This window comes from Roseateles sp. (assembly GCF_036486225.1).
Taxonomy (GTDB): domain Bacteria; phylum Pseudomonadota; class Gammaproteobacteria; order Burkholderiales; family Burkholderiaceae_C; genus Roseateles.
This window is the reverse complement of sequence record NZ_DASVNZ010000341.1, coordinates 1-17155: the sequence shown is the minus strand read 5'-3', so window position 1 is coordinate 17155 and position 17155 is coordinate 1. Positions and strand designations below refer to the sequence as shown.

Annotated in this window: 15 protein-coding genes and 1 pseudogene; 11 read left to right on the top strand and 5 right to left on the bottom strand. The window is 67.4% G+C overall.

All coding sequences use genetic code 11. The annotated features are described in order from the left end of the window. Both VF536_RS22260 and VF536_RS22255 read right to left on the bottom strand, forming a co-directional pair. Positions 1 to 1012, bottom strand: a 1012-nt coding sequence (locus tag VF536_RS22260; protein WP_331617083.1) for a CheR family methyltransferase, incomplete at its 3' end; no start/stop codon positions are given. After that, on the bottom strand, positions 1009 to 1515 hold the full coding sequence (locus tag VF536_RS22255) for a chemotaxis protein CheW (RefSeq protein ID WP_331617082.1): 507 nt from the start codon (positions 1513 to 1515) through the stop codon (positions 1009 to 1011). The genes VF536_RS22260 and VF536_RS22255, both read right to left, overlap by 4 nt. Before the next feature lie 245 nt (positions 1516 to 1760). On the opposite strand from VF536_RS22255, the gene VF536_RS22250 reads away from it, so the two are divergent. The 9 genes from VF536_RS22250 (at position 1761) to VF536_RS22210 (ending at position 11752) form a co-directional block, all read left to right on the top strand. Further along, positions 1761 to 2531 carry a TetR/AcrR family transcriptional regulator gene (locus tag VF536_RS22250; protein WP_414710431.1) on the top strand — a complete coding sequence of 257 codons (771 nt, stop codon included), beginning with the start codon at positions 1761 to 1763 and terminating at the stop codon, positions 2529 to 2531. Positions 2532 to 2594: 63 nt separating this feature from the next. Beyond that, on the top strand, positions 2595 to 4385 hold the full coding sequence (locus VF536_RS22245) for an acyl-CoA dehydrogenase C-terminal domain-containing protein (protein ID WP_331617081.1): 1791 nt from the start codon (positions 2595 to 2597) through the stop codon (positions 4383 to 4385). Between the two features lie 93 nt (positions 4386 to 4478). Then, on the top strand, positions 4479 to 4952 hold the full coding sequence (locus VF536_RS22240; RefSeq protein ID WP_331617080.1) for a DUF2147 domain-containing protein: 474 nt from the start codon (positions 4479 to 4481) through the stop codon (positions 4950 to 4952). Positions 4953 to 5054: 102 nt separating this feature from the next. After that, positions 5055 to 7451 carry a 3-hydroxyacyl-CoA dehydrogenase/enoyl-CoA hydratase family protein gene (locus tag VF536_RS22235; RefSeq protein ID WP_331617079.1) on the top strand — a complete coding sequence of 799 codons (2397 nt, stop codon included), beginning with the start codon at positions 5055 to 5057 and terminating at the stop codon, positions 7449 to 7451. 26 nt (positions 7452 to 7477) lie between these two features. Next, complete coding sequence (locus VF536_RS22230; RefSeq protein ID WP_067277066.1) at positions 7478 to 8692, top strand: acetyl-CoA C-acyltransferase; 1215 nt, start codon at positions 7478 to 7480, stop codon at positions 8690 to 8692. Positions 8693 to 8898: 206 nt separating this feature from the next. Then, positions 8899 to 9750, top strand: coding sequence for an alpha/beta fold hydrolase (locus VF536_RS22225; RefSeq protein ID WP_331617078.1), 852 nt, complete (start codon positions 8899 to 8901; stop codon positions 9748 to 9750). 78 nt (positions 9751 to 9828) lie between these two features. After that, positions 9829 to 10590 carry an enoyl-CoA hydratase gene (locus VF536_RS22220; RefSeq protein ID WP_331617077.1) on the top strand — a complete coding sequence of 254 codons (762 nt, stop codon included), beginning with the start codon at positions 9829 to 9831 and terminating at the stop codon, positions 10588 to 10590. A gap of 209 nt (positions 10591 to 10799) precedes the next feature. Beyond that, a complete protein-coding gene (locus VF536_RS22215; RefSeq protein WP_331617076.1) occupies positions 10800 to 11048 on the top strand; it encodes a hypothetical protein in 249 nt (82 codons plus the stop codon). Further along, entirely contained in the window at positions 11045 to 11752 is a 708-nt protein-coding gene (locus VF536_RS22210) for a hypothetical protein (RefSeq protein WP_331617075.1), read from the top strand. Before VF536_RS22215 ends, VF536_RS22210 begins: the two co-directional genes overlap by 4 nt. A 70-nt stretch (positions 11753 to 11822) precedes the next feature. Here VF536_RS22210 and VF536_RS22205 read toward each other — a convergent pair whose 3' ends face one another. Both VF536_RS22205 and VF536_RS22200 read right to left on the bottom strand, forming a co-directional pair. Further along, positions 11823 to 13163, bottom strand: coding sequence for a dicarboxylate/amino acid:cation symporter (locus tag VF536_RS22205; protein ID WP_331617074.1), 1341 nt, complete (start codon positions 13161 to 13163; stop codon positions 11823 to 11825). 199 nt (positions 13164 to 13362) lie between these two features. Beyond that, a complete protein-coding gene (locus VF536_RS22200) occupies positions 13363 to 13830 on the bottom strand; it encodes an acyl-CoA thioesterase (protein ID WP_414710430.1) in 468 nt (155 codons plus the stop codon). 98 nt (positions 13831 to 13928) lie between these two features. On the opposite strand from VF536_RS22200, the gene VF536_RS22195 reads away from it, so the two are divergent. Together VF536_RS22195 and VF536_RS22190 are read left to right on the top strand one after the other, a co-directional pair. Next, entirely contained in the window at positions 13929 to 15800 is a 1872-nt protein-coding gene (locus VF536_RS22195) for an ABC transporter ATP-binding protein/permease (RefSeq protein WP_331617073.1), read from the top strand. 11 nt (positions 15801 to 15811) lie between these two features. Next, positions 15812 to 16867, top strand: coding sequence for a LysR substrate-binding domain-containing protein (locus VF536_RS22190; protein ID WP_331617072.1), 1056 nt, complete (start codon positions 15812 to 15814; stop codon positions 16865 to 16867). Here VF536_RS22190 and VF536_RS22185 read toward each other — a convergent pair. Next, a pseudogene (locus VF536_RS22185) lies at positions 16756 to 17061 on the bottom strand (aldehyde dehydrogenase family protein); the annotation flags it as partial. The gene VF536_RS22190 and the pseudogene VF536_RS22185 sit on opposite strands and share 112 nt — an antisense overlap. Positions 17062 to 17155: the final 94 nt, after the last annotated feature.

Sequence of the window (17155 nt, the reverse complement as noted above, 5' to 3'; positions counted from 1 at the left end):
TGGAGGCGGAGGCGGAGGCGGAGACAGGCGGGTGCGCGGCGGCTGCCGTCGCGGGCCAGGCGAAGGGCCAGGCGCGGTCGTCCCCGGGGGACTCGCGCCGGTAGAAGAAGCAGCCGTGCGCCTGTCGCAGCACCAGGCCGGCCTCCTGTGCCACGTCCTTGCCGCGCAAGGTCTCGGCATGACCCAGGAAGAGGGCACCGCCCGGCGCCAGCGCGCCGGTCAGGTTGCGGATCGCCTGGCGCAGCGCCTGGGGCTCGAAATAGATCAGCACGTTGCGGCAGAAGATGATGTCGAAACTGCCGGGCGCCCAGAACACCGCGTCGGGCTGGCCGAGGTGGCGCTGCGCGAAGCGCACGCGCTCGCGGATAGCCGGCAGCGGCGTCCACACGCCGGGCTCGACGCGGTGGAACCAGAAGTCCCGTTGATCCTGCGGTGTTGCGCGCAGGCTCCACTCGCCATAACGGGCCGCCGTGGCGCGGGCCAGCGCGGCCGGGTTCAGGTCCACCGCGAGCACGTCCCAGTCGACGCCTTGCCCCTGCAGGCCGGCGCGGTGCAGCGTGATCGCGAGCGTGTAGGCCTCTTCGCCGCTGGCGCAGCCGGCGGACAGCGCCCGCAGCCGCCTGCCGGCGCCGCCTGCCGGTCCGACCGGTCCGTCCGGCTGTCCGCCGCCGGGACTTCGCGGCGCGGCGTTCGCGTGCGTCGACACGCCGCGCACCATGGCCGGCAGCAGGTCGAAGCGCAACGCGTCGAACTGCTCGGCATGGCGGAAGAAGAAGGTCTCGCCGACGGTCAGTTCCGCCGCCAGCGCGTCGAGTCGCGCGCGCGTCGGCGCCAGCTCCATCTGGTCGAGGAAACGTTCCGGCCCGGCCGGCCCCGCGACGCGCGTGAGCGCCGCGGTGAGCCGGTCGTCCTGCCGGTCGTTGAAGTGCAGTCCGAGCCGCGCGGCGAGCAGCGCCCGCAGCCGCGGCAGCAAGGAAGGGAAGTCGACGGCGGCCGGCGCGGCGCGCGTCATGAGCCGGCCTCGGCGCGAGGCGGCGACGTCACGTCGTCGGCAGGGCCTGCGACATCGTGGAGCGAGGCCAGCGTCTCGACCGGCAGCAGGCGGGCCTGGTCGAGGACGGCGATCAGGTCGTCGTCGCGTTCCGCGAGCGCGGCGATGGCGCCGTGCTGGTGATCGCGCAGCAGCGGGGGCAGGTCGCGCACGGTCCCGGCCGGCAGGGTCTGCAGGCCGAGCACCTCGGTCACGGCCAGCGCAACGCGACGCTCGCCGGCGCGCACCACGACGTAGCGGCGGGGTGCCACCGGCTCCAGGCCCAGCAGCCCGGCCAAGTCGACGACGGGCACCCAGTCGCCGCGGATGCGCGCCAGGCCCTGGACGTGGACCAGCGGCGAAACGAGCGGACGCAGCGGCTGCGGACGCAGGGTCTCTTCGACGGCGTCCAGCGGCAGGCCGCACAGCCGGGATTGCACCCGGCACACCAGAACCCGGAACACGCCATTCAATGGCTTGTGCATTCTTCTGGCTCCCTGTTTGTGCCAGTCTATGCCGGCATCCGGCGGGCCCGCGTCGCCGAAGGTCACTTCGACGCCGACGCCCCGCAGGAGACCCAGCGTCGCAGAGAAGTCGGCGCTCACGGGTGCGGGTAAACCCGGGGACTGTTTTTAGGCCGGCATCACTAAAAAGGGGTGGTCAAGGATTGCGTTTCCGGCCCGGAACTGCTCAAAATAGAACGATCGTTCGTTTTATTATTCCGGGCACCGTGTCCACCTCCTCCTTCACCTCCGCCAAGCCTGCGGGCGCCAAGCCGATCGCCTCGTCGCGCAGCGGCTCGCGCTCGCTGCAAAAGGGCGCACAGACCCGAGCCGCGATCCTCGACGCGGCGCTGGGTCTCGCCTCGCACATGGGGTTGGAGGGACTGTCCATCGGCGCGCTCGCCGATGTGACCAAGATGAGCAAGTCCGGCGTGTTCGCCCACTTCGGCTCGCGCGAGGAACTGCAGATCGCCGTGGTGCGCGAGTACCACGCCAAGTTCGAGGAAGAAGTCTTCTACACCGCGATCCGCCAGCCGCGCGGCCTGCCGCGCCTGCGCGCGCTGTTCGAGCGCTGGGTGCACCGCACCTCGGTCGAAGTCGACTCGGGCTGCATCTACATCAGCGGCGCGGTCGAATTCGACGACCGGCCCGGCCCGGTGCGCGACGCGCTGGTCGGCATGGTGCGCGACTGGCACGCCGCCATCCGCAAGGCCATCCTGCTGGCGCAGGAGGTCGGCCACCTGGCGCCGGACGCCGATCCGGACCAGGTGCTCTTCGAGATGCACGGCCTGATCCTCTCGCTGCATCACGACGCGCGTTTCCTGCGCAGCGATGGCGCGCTGGCCCGTGCCCGCACGGGCCTGGAGCGCATCCTCGGCAGCTTCGCCACGCCGGCCGGCCGCAAGGCCGACGCCGAGACGCGGCAGACCCTTCCTCATCCCGCCACCGCCGCTGCTGCCGTTGCAGGAACTCCGGTTCCGGGCCGCAAGCGCGCCTGAGCGGGGCGAGCCCCTTTCGATCGTTCCGATCCTTTCACAGAACCATTCCTCAGGAGAGACCCCATGCCCCAGTACAACCCGCCCCTGCGCGACATGCAGTTCGTGCTGCACGAGCTGCTGCACGCGGTCGACGAGCTGAAGCTGCTGCCCGCGCATGCCGAGATCGATGAGGACACCATCAACGCGGTGCTGGAAGAGGGCGGCAAGTTCGCCTCGGAAGTCCTGACCCCGATCAACCTGTCGGGCGACCAGGAAGGCTGCACGCTGGACAAGACCACGCACGAGGTCAAGGCGCCCAAGGGTTTCAAGGAAGCCTACGCGCAGTACGTCGAGGGCGGCTGGCCCGCGCTGTCGTGCGATCCGGAGTACGGCGGCCAGGGCCTGCCGGTGCTGCTGAACCAGTTCATGTACGAGATGATGAACTCGGCCAACCAGGCCTGGACGATGTACCCGGGCCTGAGCCACGGCGCGTATGAAGCGCTGCACGCGCACGGCACGCCCGAGCAGAAGACCACCTACCTGCCCAAGCTGACCTCGGGCGTGTGGACCGGCACGATGTGCCTGACCGAACCGCACTGCGGCACCGACCTGGGCCTGCTGCGCTCCAAGGCCGAACCTCAGGCCGACGGCACCTACAAGATCACGGGCCAGAAGATCTTCATCTCCGCCGGCGAGCACGACCTGGCCGAGAACATCATCCACCTGGTGCTGGCGCGCCTGCCGGACGCGCCGCAGGGCTCCAAGGGCATCTCGCTGTTCGTCGTGCCCAAGTTCAACGTGAAGGCCGACGGCTCGCTGGGCGAGCGCAACCCGGTCTACTGCGGCGGCCTGGAACACAAGATGGGCATCCACGGCAACGCCACCGCGCAGATCGTGCTGGACGGCGCCGTCGGCACGCTGGTCGGCCAGCCCAACAAGGGCCTGCAGGCGATGTTCGTGATGATGAACGCCGCCCGTCTGGGCGTCGGCAACCAGTCGCTGGGCCTGACCGAAGTGGCGTACCAGAACGCCGTCGTCTACGCCAAGGACCGCATCCAGATGCGCGCCCTGTCCGGCCCGAAGTCGCCGGACAAGCCGGCCGATCCGATCATCGTCCACCCCGACGTCCGCAAGATGCTGCTGACCGCGCGCGCCTATGCCGAAGGCGGCCGCGCGCTGTCGGCCTACACCGCGCTGCAGCTGGACAAGGCGCTGAGCAGCGACGACGCCGACGAGGCCAAGGCCTGCGAGGACGAAGTCGCCCTGCTGACGCCCATCATCAAGGCCTTCATCTCGGACAACGCCTGGATCGCCACCTCGCACTGCATGCAGGTCTTCGGCGGCCACGGCTACATCCACGAGTGGGGCATGGAGCAGTTCGTGCGCGACTCGCGCATCAACATGACCTACGAAGGCACGAACACCGTGCAGTCGCTGGACCTGCTGGGCCGCAAGATCCTGGGCAACAACGGCGCGACGCTGAAGAAGTTCGGCAAGAAGATCGCCGAGTTCGTCGAGGAAGAGGGCACCAGCGAAGCGATGCAGGAGTTCATCAACCCGCTGGCCGACATCGGCGACAAGGTCACCAAGCTGACCACCGAGATCGGCATGAAGGCCTTCCAGAACCCCGATGAAGTCGGCGCCGCCGCGGTGGACTACCTGCGTGTCGTGGGTCACCTGACCTTCGCCTACATGTGGGCGCGCATGGCCAAGCTGGCGCTGGAGAAGAAGGACTCGGGCGATCCGTTCTACACCGCCAAGCTGGCGACGGCGCGCTTCTACTTCGCCAAGCTGCTGCCCGAGACCGCGAGCCTGATCCGCACCGCGCGCGCCGGCCTGAACCCGCTGATGGAAATGGACGAGGCGCTGTTCTAAGGACAGCGTCACGGGCGCCCCCTCGAGCGGGGCGCCCGCGTTCACCGGCAGACGTCGCCACCCGCATTCCATAAAAAACCGGAGAGAGACACGATGAAACCGCTGTTCGCCACCGCCGTCGCCCTGGGCCTCGGCATGTCCGCCAACCTCGCGCTCGCGCAGGCCTCGGCACCGGCCGCGACGGTCACGACCCCCGTGGGCGTCTGGAAGACCATCGACGACGACACCAAGCAGGAGCGCTCGACGGTGCGCATCAGCGAGGTCAACGGCGTGCTCACCGGCAAGATCGAGAAGATCACCGACGCCGGCAAGCAGGACGCCAAGTGCGACGAATGCAGCGACGAGCGCAAGGGCCAGCCCATCCTCGGCCTGACCATCCTGCGCGGCGTCAAGAAGAACACCGGTGACGCCGCGCTCTGGGACGGCGGCGACATCCTCGACCCGGGCAACGGCAAGGTCTATCGCGTCCGCTTGCGTCCGGTCGACGGAGGCAAGAAGCTGGAGGTCCGCGGTTTCATCGGCATGCCGATGCTGGGCCGCACGCAGACCTGGATCCGCGTCGAATAACGCCACGAATCAAGCATTGAACCAAGCGCCGCCACCAGTTCCGTCACAGGCGCCTCGTACAAACCACATTCCTACATCCTCGGGATGTTCATTGGAGAAACCATGAGTCGATTCCAAGTTCGCAAGGTCGCCGTGCTCGGCGCCGGCGTGATGGGCGCGCAGATCGCCGCCCATCTGGTCAACGTGAAGGTGCCGGTCGTCCTGTTCGACCTGCCCGCCAAGGAAGGCCCGAAGAACGGCATCGTGACCAAGGCGGTCGAGGGTCTGAAGAAGCTCAAGCCGGCGCCGCTGGGCGTGGCCGAGAACGCCGCGCTGATCCAGCAGGCCAACTACGAAGAGCACCTCGAGCTGCTCAAGGACTGCGACCTGATCATCGAGGCCATCGCCGAGCGCATGGACTGGAAGCTGGACCTGTACACCAAGATCGCGCCGTTCGTCGCGCCGCATGCGATCGTGGCGTCCAACACCTCGGGCCTGTCGATCACCAAGCTGTCGGAGGTCCTGCCGGAATCCATCAAGCCGCGCTTCTGCGGCATCCACTTCTTCAACCCGCCGCGGTACATGTACCTCGTCGAGCTGATCAACACGCCGACCACCAACCCTGAAGTCATCGATCAGCTGGAAAGCTTCGTGACCTCGGCCGTCGGCAAGGGCGTCGTGCGCGCCAACGACACGCCCAACTTCGTCGCCAACCGCGTCGGCATCGCCGGCATGATGGCCACGATGATCGAAGCCGAGAAGTTCGGCCTGTCCGTCGACGTCGTCGACGACCTGACCGGCAAGAAGCTGGGTCGCGCCTCCTCGGGCACCTTCCGCACCGCGGACGTGGTGGGCCTGGACACGATGGCGCACGTCGTCAAGACGATGCAGGACAACCTGAAGGACGATCCCTTCTACTCGACCTACGCCACGCCCAAGGTGCTGGCGGGCCTGATCGAGAAGGGCGCGCTCGGCCAGAAGGCCGGCGCGGGCTTCTACAAGAAGGTCGGCAAGGACATCCAGCGTCTGGACTTCGCCACCGGTGAATACGTCGCCGGCGGTGGCAAGGCCGAGGAGATCGTCGCGCGCATGCTGAAGAAGCCGGCCGCCGACCGCATCAAGCTGCTGCGCGAATCGAGCAACCCGCAGGCGCAGTTCCTGTGGTCCATCCTGCGCGACTCCTTCCAGTACGTGGCCGTGCACCTGGACACCGTCGCCGACACCGCGCGCGAGATCGACTTCGCCATGCGCTGGGGCTTCGGCTCGCAGCAGGGCCCGTTCGAGCTCTGGCAGGCCGCCGGCTGGAAGCAGGTCGCGGAGTGGGTCAAGGCCGACATCGACGCCGGCAAGACGCTGTCGAGCGCGCCGCTGCCCGCCTGGGTCTTCGAAGGTCCGGTCGCCGACAACGGCGGCGTGCACTCGAAGGACGGCTCGTGGAGCGCCGCCGAAGGCAAGTTCAAGCCGCGCGCCAAGCTGCCGGTCTATGAGCGCCAGGCCTTCCCGGAAGCGCTGGTCGGCGAAGGCGCCGTCGAGCCGCTCAAGGCCGGCACCGAAGAGTTCAAGAACGAGGAAGTCCGCGTCTGGTCGCTGGACGGTGAGGTGCTGATCGCCTCGATCAACGCCAAGCTGCACCTCATCAGCCCGACGGTGACCGAAGGCCTGCTCAAGGCCGTCGAGATCGCCGAGGCCAAGTACAAGGGCCTGGTCATCTGGTCGCCGGACGACGTGTTCTCCGCCGGTGCCAATCTGGAAGCGCTGATGCCGGTCTTCATGACCAAGGGCGCCAAGGGCATCGCCCCGGAAGAGAAGAAGCTGCAGGACATGATGCTGCGCGTGCGTTACGCCAGCGTCCCGGTCATCGCCGCGATGCGCGGCCTGGCGCTGGGCGGCGGCTGCGAACTGGCGGTGCATTGCGCCCGCCGCGTCGCGCACATGGAGTCGTATGTCGGCCTGGTGGAAGTGGGCGTCGGCCTGATCCCGGGCGGCGGCGGCCTGACCTACATCGCGCGTCGCGCGGCGGAGATGGCTTCGGCCGGCAACGCCAACGCGGACATCTTCGCCTTCCTGAAGGACGGCTTCACCAACGCCGCGATGGCCAAGGTGGCGACCTCCGCGCTGGAAGCGCAGAAGCTGGGCTACCTGCTCGACAGCGACATCATCGTCCCCAACAAGGACGAGCTGCTGTACGTCGCCACGGCGCAGGCCAAGGCGATGGCCGACTCCGGCTACCGCGCCCCGCTCAAGGCCAAGTTCCCGGTCGCGGGCCGTTCCGGCATCGCCACCGTGAAGGCCCAACTGGCCAACATGCGTGACGGCGGCTTCATCAGCGCGCACGACTTCCACCTGGCCTCGCTGATCGCCGACGTCGTCTGCGGCGGCGAAGTCGAAGCCGGCTCGCTGGTGACCGAGGAGTACCTGATGTCGCTGGAGCGCAAGCACTTCTGCAGCCTGCTCGAACACCCGAAGACCCAGGAACGCATCATGGGCATGCTCCAAACCGGCAAGCCCGTTCGCAACTGAGTCCCGCGGCACACAAGGAATCCATCATGAGCAAGCAAGTTCAAGACGCCTACATCTGCGCCGCCACCCGTCTGCCCATCGGCAAGTCGGGCCGGGGCTACTTCAAGAACACCCGCCCGGACGAGATGCTGTCCCGCGTCATCCAGGCCGCCATGGCCCAGGTGCCGGGCCTGGATCCGTCGGTGATCGAGGACGCCATCATCGGCTGCTCCTTCCCCGAAGGTGAGCAGGGCATGAACATCGCCCGCGTCGCGGCCGTGCTGTCGGGCCTGCCGAACTCGGTCGGCGGCGTGACGGTCAACCGCTACTGCGCCTCGGGCATCACCGCCCTGGCGATGGCCGCGGACCGCATCCGCATCGGCGAATCCGAAGTCATGATCGCCGGCGGCGTCGAGTCCATGTCCATGGTCCCGATGGGCGGCAACAAGCCCTCGTTCCCGCCCGCGATCTTCGAGCGCGACGAGAACATCGGCCTGGCCTACGGCATGGGTCTGACGGCCGAGAAGGTCGCGGACAAGTGGAAGGTCTCGCGCCAGGCGCAGGACGAATTCTCGCTGGAATCGCATCGCCGCGCGCTGGCCGCGATCGAAGGCGGTTTCTTCAAGGACGAGATCACCCCGTTCGAACTGAAGGACCGTCAGCCGGACCTGAACGGTGACGGCGTCATCGTCAAGAGCCGCATCGTCGACACCGACGAAGGTCCGCGCAAGGACACCTCGATGGAAGGTCTGGCCAAGCTCAAGCCGGTGTTCGCCGCCAAGGGCAGCGTCACCGCCGGCAACAGCTCGCAGACCTCGGATGGCGCGGGCGCGCTGATCGTCGCGTCGGAAGCGGCGGTCAAGCGATTCGGCCTGACCCCGCTGGCGCGATTCGTGTCCTTCGCCGTGCGCGGCGTGCCGCCCGAGATCATGGGCATCGGCCCGATCGAGGCGATTCCGGCGGCGTTGAAGCTGGCCGGCATCAAGGCGGAAGACCTGGGCTGGATCGAGCTGAACGAAGCGTTCGCCGCGCAATCGCTGGCCGTGCTGAACGATCTGGACAGCAAGGGCATCGTGCTGGACCGTTCCAAGGTGAACCCCAACGGCGGCGCGATCGCCCTGGGTCACCCGCTGGGCGCGACGGGCGCGATCCGTGCGGCTTCCGTGATTCACGGTCTGCGTCGTACCGGCGGCAAGTACGGCATGGTCACCATGTGCGTCGGCGCTGGTCAGGGCGCGGCGGGCATCATCGAGCGTCTGTAAGCGCTGCGGCCGGCGTACTTCGCCGGCTGCTGGCCCTCACCCCCGCCCTCTCCCGCAAGCGGGAGAGGGAGTGAGAATGCACCGAGCCATTCGGAGCAGGAGCACTGGGGTGGCGCCCTCTCCCGCTTGCGGGAGAGGGTAGGGGTGAGGGCCAGCGGCGGCGGAAGTGCTGAAGCCTTTTTGCATTGCTTGCCGGGGAGATCGCGATGATCAGTTTCCGAGCGGAGGATGGTTTCGAGCTTCGAGGCCATCTGTATGGTGATGCGGCGACCGCGAAGGCGGGATTGCTGATCGCTCCGGCGATGGGTGTGGAGCAGCGGTACTACGCGGCCTTCGCCCGCTGGATGGCGTCCCAGGGCTGGCTGGTGCTGAGCTTCGACTACCGCGGCATGGGCGCCTCGCGTCCGGACGCGATGAAGCGCTCCCTGCGAGGGCTTGAAGCCGACATCCACACCTGGGCCGAGCGCGACGCCGCGGCCGCGTTGTCGCACCTCGACCACCTGCTCGGCGACCGCCGCGAGATCCACTGGCTGGGTCACAGCCTCGGCGGCCAGATCCTCGGCATGCTCCCCAACCGCTCGCGCGTCTCGCGCGCCGTGACGGTCGGCTGCGGCAGCGGCTACTGGCGCGAGAACGCCATCGGTCTGCGCCGCTACGTCTGGTGGCTCTGGTACGTCGTCGTCCCGCTGGCGCTGCCTGCCTTCGGCTACTTCCCGGGCCGCAAGCTGCGCAAGGTCGGCGACCTGCCGCGCGGCGTGATGGCGCAATGGCGACGCTGGTGCCTGGACCGCGAGTACATGATGGGCGAGGGCGGCGACGCCTTGCGCGCGCAGTACGCGTCGCTCTCTGTGCCGATGCTCTCGCTCGCCTTCACCGACGACGAGTTCATGTCCCGCCGCAACACCGAGTCCCTGCACGGCTTCTACGCCGGCGCGCGCCCCGAGATGCGCCGCATCGCCCCCAAGGACATCGGCGAGCGCCGCATCGGCCATTTCGGTTTCTTCCGCGATCGATTCGAGCGCAGCCTCTGGCCGCAGGTGAGCACCTGGCTGGCATGATCGCGACATTCATCCGAACACCATCGTCCGAATACACCAGCCGTTGAGAAACGGCAGACCCAACGAGGAGAGTGCTCCATGAGCATCAAGACCGCCATCGTCAACGGCGTGCAGACCATCGAGATCGCACGTCCGGAAAAGAAGAACGCGCTGACCCGCGCGATGTACCAGGAGATGGCCGACGCGCTGGTCACGGCCAATGCCGACAACGCCGTGCGCGCGGTGCTGATCCAGGGCCAGCCGCAGATCTTCACCTCGGGCAACGACATCGAGGATTTCATGGGCAGCCCGCCGCGCGATGAAGACGCGCCGGTGTTCCAGTTCATGCGCGCGATGGTCGGCTGCGACAAGCCCATCGTGGCCGCGGTGAACGGCGCGGCGATTGGCATCGGCACGACGCTGCTGCTGCATTGCGACTTCGTCTACGTGGCCGACGACGCGCGTCTGGCGATGCCTTTCGTGAGCCTGGGCCTGGTGCCGGAGTTCGGCTCCAGCCTGCTGGTGCCGCGCCTGATGGGCCCGCGTCGCGCGGCCGAGAAGATCCTGCTGGGCGACCCGTTCACCGGCGAGCAGGCGGTGGAATGCGGCGTCGCCAACGCGGTGCTGCCCGCGGGTGAAGTGGTCGCGCATGCGCGCCGTATCGCCGAGCGCTTCAACAAGCTGCCGCCGAGCGCCGTGCGCGAGAGCAAGCAGCTGATGCGTCGCACCTCGAAGGACGAGCTGCTCGCGACGATCCAGGCCGAGGCCGAGATCTTCGGCGCCCGCCTGCGCAGCCCCGAGGCGATGGAGGCCTTCCAGGCCTTCTTCCAGAAGCGCCAGCCGGACTTCTCGAAGTTCTGATCGGACGCGGCGATGCCGCAAGGACGGAAAGGGCGCCGATGGCGCCCTTTCTGCTTTCTGAGACCTTGGTCGACGGACCACCCTCATTCGCGCAGTGGTCACCACTCGACCAAGTCAGCGCGAGCGCCAACTGCACGACAACATGCGATTGGCGAGATCGCCGTGCCTCGGAATCATGAGAACTCCTCTGTTGATTGGAGTGAATCCTGATGGGCAAGAAGTCGAACGGAAAGGCCGCCAAGCCGGCGAAGCGCAAGCGCCTCTGCGAGCGGTGCGGGCTGGTCGCCAAGGCGTCGGTGAAGGTCACTGAACCGCCGAGCTGGGCGCACAAGGTCGGGACGTTTGGCCTCCCTCGTGAAGACGATCTGAAGACGCACTCTCCCGAGGTCGCCTTCGAACTGGCGAAGAAGGCCGGGATCATTGACGATGAAGGCAACCTGATGCCGAGGTATCAATGAACGAGGGGCAACTGATCCTGGCCTATCACGGATGCGACGTCACGGTCCGTGATCGACTGGTGAAGGGGTTGCTCGCGCGGCTGAAGCCTTCCACCAATCGCTATGACTGGCTCGGCGACGGCGTGTACTTCTTCGAAGGCGACGCGGAACGGGCGCTCAGTTTCGCGGAGTCCGCTCGCCGCGAATCGGAGAAGCTCCTGTCCGCCCGTCCGATCGTCACGCCTGCTGTGGTGGGCGCAGTGCTCAGCGTTTCGCGATGCTGGGATATGACCACCATGTCCGGACGTCGTGCATATCGATCCGCGACCGATGAACTGCGAGTGGCGCAAGACCTTCGTGGTAGGCCCATGCCTGTGAATCGAGCCGCAGATGCCGAGGATGAGACTGTGCTGCTGCGTGCTTTGGACTGCGCCGTGTTCAACATCGGACATGAGATGAGGGAACGAGAGAGGCAATTGCCATATCAGCTCGTGCGAGCGGCGTTTTATCAGGGAAAGCCTGTTGTGGATGGTGCTGAGTTCCGGGAAGGAACGCATCTTCAACTTGCTCTCCGTGATCCGCGGTGCGTGATCGGTTGGTTTCTGCCGGAGGGTGTGGGATCCGCTCTGCTCAACGAAGCTGAACTCCGTGAGGCCGATGCCGCGATGGCGCGCGCCATCCGCGCAAGGACGGCCAACAAACCTCGCGTGAGGGCCTCGCCATGACGTCGACCACGCGAAGAAGAATGAAAAACGCGCCCCTCAGGGCGCGTTGTCGTTCATGGGTGCGGATCGCTCACGCGGTCTCGGCCGGTCCGGCCACGCGCACCGGCAGGTCGTCCGGGTCGACGGTCTTGCCCGCCAGCGCCAGGTCCAGCGCATCGTGGTCCAGCGCGTTCTCCCACTTCGACACGACGATGGTCGCCACCGCGTTGCCGACGAAGTTGGTCAGCGAGCGGCACTCCGACATGAAGCGGTCCACGCCCAGGATCAGCGCCATGCCGGCCACCGGCACTTCGGGCACCACCGACAGCGTCGCCGCCAGCGTGATGAAGCCCGCACCCGTCACGCCCGCCGCGCCCTTGGAGCTCAGCATCGCCACCAGCAGCAGCGTGATCTGGTGGGTCAGCGTCAGCTCGGTGTTGGTCGCCTGCGCGATGAACAGCGCCGCCAGCGTCATGTAGATGTTGGTCCCGTCCAGGTTGAACGAGTACCCCGTCGGCACGACCAGCCCCACCACCGTCTTCTTGCAGCCGGCCTTCTCCATCTTCTCCATCAGCGACGGCAGCGCCGACTCCGACGACGAGGTGCCCAGCACCAGCAGCAGCTCCGCCTTCAGGTAGCGGATCAGCTTCAGGATCGAGAAGCCGCACAGTCTGGCCACGATGCCCAGGATCACCAGCACGAACAGCAGCGAGGTCAGGTAGAAGCTGCCCACCAGCATGCCCAGGTTGAGCAGCGAGGCCACGCCGTACTTGCCGATGGTGAAGGCCATCGCGCCGAACGCGCCCACCGGCGCCGCCTTCATCAGGATGTGCACCATCCGGAAGACCGGCGCGGTCAGCGATTCGAAGAAGGTCAGCACCGGCTTGCCGCGGTCGCCCGTCAGCGCCAGCGCGATGCCGAACAGCACCGCCACGAACAGCGTCTGCAGGATGTTGCCGTCCGCCAGCGCGCCGATCAGTGATTTCGGGATCACGTCCATCAGGAAGCTGACCAGGGTCAGGTCATGCGTCTTCTCGACGTAGCGGTGCACTTCCTTCTGGTCCAGGTCCGCCACGTTGACGTTCATGCCGGCGCCCGGCTGCACGACGTTGGCCACCACCAGGCCGACGATCAGCGCCAGCGTGGAGAAGAACAGGAAGTAGGCCATCGCCTTGCCGAACACGCGGCCCACGGCGCTGAGCTGCGTCATGCTGGCGATGCCGGTCACGATGGTCAGGAAGATCACCGGGGCGATGATCATCTTCACCAGCTTGATGAAGGCGTCGCCCAGCGGCTGGAACTTCACGGCCAGCGCCGGCTGGAAATAGCCCAGCGTGATGCCGATCGCGATCGCGATGACGACCTGGAGGTAGAGGTGGCGATACCACGGCACGGGCACGGCCGGCGTGGCGGAAGCGGCAGGGGTCAGCATGGGGTACGGCTCCGGTTGCGGGTGGCCGCTGGCGCCGTCACCGGCGTGTCTGCGCACCCTGGCCGGGCAGTATCCCACCCACAAATTCACGGTGTGTGCGGGATCTACGTACAAACCCTGGTGCACGAATGCCCATTCGCACCGGGGTGCGCAGACCAGCCGGACGGCCCCATCCCGGGGCCCGTGCGCACGGATCGGGTCAGGCTTCCTGGCCGAAGACGCGCGACTTGCCTTCGCGATCGATCGCGACGTAGGTGAGGTTGGCCTCGGTCACCTTGACCACATGCGGATTGGCCGGGTTGCGCTCGGCGAAGACCTCGACGTGCACGGTGATCGAGGTGCGCCCGATGCGCGTGACCTGCGCGTAGAAGCTCAGCAGGTCGCCCACCGACACCGGCTGCTTGAAGATGAACTGGTTGACCGCCACCGTCGCGATGCGGCCGCGCGAGATGCGCGCCGGCAGCACCGACCCGGCCAGGTCGACCTGCGCCATGATCCAGCCGCCGAAGATGTCGCCGTTGCCGTTGGCATCCGCCGGCATCGGCATCACGCGCATCACCAGCTCGCGCGGGCCGATGGTCTCGGGCGAGAGCAGGGTGCCGGGCGTCGTGGATGTCGACGTCGAGGGCGACGCGGCAGGGACATTGGAATCGGTGGAGTCGCTCATGATGGCCAAACGGTGACAATGAGCGGCATTGTCGTCCAGCATGTCCGCCCTCGCCAGGGCGGGTGCCCGACTCCACGGCAAGGCCACGCCCCCTCTCCATGCGCCGTTCCACACTCGCCGGCACCGCGCCGACTCCCCCCGCTCCGTCCGCCGATGGCGCCGCCACGTCCGCATCGTCCGCGGCCGCGCCCGAAGCCCGCGGCGACTGGCACACCATCGCCCGCCTGCTCCCGTACTTCTGGCGCTACCGCTGGCGCGTCGGCATCGCGCTGGGTTTCATGGTCGCGGCCAAGCTCGCCAACGTCGGCGTGCCGCTGCTGCTCAAGCAGCTCGTCGACAGCCTCGACATCCCCGCCGGCAGCGCGCAGGCGCTGATGGTCGTGCCGGTCGGCCTGCTGCTCGCCTACGGGATGCTGCGGCTGTGCACCTCGCTGTTCACCGAGGCCCGCGAGCTGATCTTCGCCAAGGCCACCGAGGGCGCCTCGCGCAGCATCTCGCTGCAGGTGTTCCGCCATCTGCACGACCTCAGCCTGCGCTTCCACCTCGAACGCCAGACCGGCGGCATGACCCGCGACATCGAGCGCGGCACGCGCGCCGTGCATGCGCTGATCTCGTACTCGCTCTACAGCATCTTCCCGACCCTGGTCGAGGTCGTGCTGGTGCTCAGCCTGCTCGCGGTCAAGTTCGACGTGCTCTTCGCCTGGATCACCGGCGCGGCGCTGGTGTTCTACATCGGCTTCACGATCGTCGTCACCGAGTGGCGCACCAAGTACCGCAAGCTGCTCAACGAGCTGGACTCGCACGCGCACAGCAAGGCGATCGATTCGCTGCTGAACTACGAGACGGTGAAGTACTTCAACAACGAGGACTTCGAAGCCGCCCGCTACGACCAGAGCCTGGAGCGCCTGCGCCGCGCGCAGCTGAAGTCGCAGCGCACGCTGTCGCTGCTCAACAGCGGGCAGCAGGTGATCATCGCGGTCGCGCTGGTGGCCATGCTGTGGCGCGCGACGCAGGGCGTGGTCGACGGCCGCATGAGCCTGGGCGACCTGGTCATGATCAACGCCTTCATGATCCAGCTCTACATCCCGCTGAACTTCCTCGGCGTGATCTACCGCGAGATCAAGCAGAGCCTGACCGACCTGGACAAGATGTTCGGCCTGCTGGCCCGCGAGCGCGAGATCGCCGACGCTCCTGGTGCGTCGCCGCTGCGCGTGAGCGGCGCTGCGGTGCGCTTCGACGACGTGCACTTCGCCTACGAGCCGCAGCGTCCCATCCTGAAGGGCGTGAGCCTGGAGATCCCGGCGGGGAAGAAGGTTGCCGTCGTCGGTCCGAGCGGCTCGGGCAAGAGCACGCTGGCCAGACTGCTCTACCGCTTCTACGACGCGCAGTCGGGCCGCATCGCCATCGATGGCCAGTCGCTCGCCGACGTCACGCAGCACAGCGTGCGCCGCGCGATCGGCATCGTGCCGCAGGACACCGTGCTGTTCAACGACACCATCGCCTACAACATCGCCTACGGCCGGCCCGAGGCGACGACGGAAGAGATCGAGGCCGCCGCCAAGTCCGCGCACATCCACGACTTCATCCGGCACCTGCCGCAGGGCTACCAGACGATGGTCGGCGAGCGCGGGCTGAAGCTCTCCGGCGGCGAGAAGCAGCGCGTTGCGATCGCGCGCACGCTGCTGAAGGATCCGCCCATCCTCATCTTCGACGAGGCGACCTCCGCGCTGGACTCGCGCAACGAGCGCGCCATCCAGGCCGAGCTCGAAGCCGCCGCGCAGGACAAGACCGTGCTGGTCATCGCGCACCGGCTGTCCACCGTCGTCGACGCGCACGAGATCCTGGTGATGGAGCAGGGCCTCATCGTCGAGCGCGGCACGCACGCGGCGCTGCTCGCGCAGCGCGGCCGCTACGCGCAGATGTGGGCCCTTCAGCAGGATGGTCAGGACCGTCCCGATCCCCAGGGATAAACTCCCGCGCCGTGGAAACCAAATGGCTTGAAGACTTCGTGAGCCTGGCGGAGACGCGCAGCTTCTCCCGCTCGGCTCAACTGCGGCATGTCACGCAGCCCGCGTTCTCGCGCCGCATCCAGGCGCTCGAGGCCTGGGCGGGCGTGGATCTGGTCGACCGCTCGTCCTATCCGACGCGGCTGACCGCCGCCGGCGAGACGCTGCTGGGCCAGGCCGTGGACCTGCTGGGCAACCTGCAGGCCACGCGCAACATGCTGCGCAGCCACCAGTCGGCGGGGCAGGACATGATCGAGTTCGCCGTGCCGCACTCGCTGTCCTTCAGCTTCTTCCCGCACTGGCTGATGGAGCTGCGCCAACGCTTCGGCGAGGTGAAGTGCCGGCTCAACGCGCTCAACGTCCACGACGCGACCCTGCAGCTGAGCGAAGGCAACTGCGACCTGCTGGTCGTCTACCACCACCCCAGCCAGCCGTTGCAGCTGGACCCGGAGCGTTACGAATCCGTGTCGCTCGGCCACGAGACGCTGGCCGCCTATGCGAAAGCTGACACAACCGGCGCGCCGATGTTCCGGATTTCCGGACATCCGGGTCAGAAGATCCCCTTCCTGAGCTATGCCTCGGGGGCCTACCTCGGGCGATTGGTGGAACTGATCGTCAAGGGCGCGGCGCAGCCGCTGAACTTCGAATCGGTCTTCGAGACCGACATGGCCGAGAGCCTCAAGGCCATGGCCATCGAAGGCCACGGCCTGGCCTTCCTGCCGGCCAGCTCGGTGAAGAAGGAAGTCAAGGCGCGCCGCCTGGTGCGGGCCGCGGAGCCCGGCCAGTACGAGCTCAACATGGAATTGCGCATGTACCGCGAGCGCCAGGGGTCGACGCGGCGCGTCAAGCCGGTGGCGCAGGCGTGCTGCGCCTCGCCTGCGAACCAGTCGATGATATCGGCGCCGGCCAGCGTCTCCATGCGCGCCTGGGCGAGCGGCTTGCCCTGCTCCAGGGTCATCAGCACGGCGATCTCGTCCGCCCGGCCGCGCAGGATCTCGGCGGCGCGGCGCATCAGCTTGGCGCGCTCATAGGCCGACATCTTGCGCCAGACCTCAAAACCGCGCGAAGCGGCGCTAAGCGCCTTGTCGAGATCGTTCTTGTCGGCCCAGGCGACGGTGCCGATCGGCTGACCGGTTGCGGGATTGCGAACGGGAATGGTGCGGCCGCTGGCGGAAGGCTGCCAGGCACCGTCGATAAGCAAATGCGTGTCGGAATAATTCGTCATTACAATTCCCGTCTGGAGTTCGGTTGGTCGCGCGCGAAGGCGTAGCCGTGCATCTCCCTAAGATCAATCTCGACAGGGATGGCTGCTATGCGTT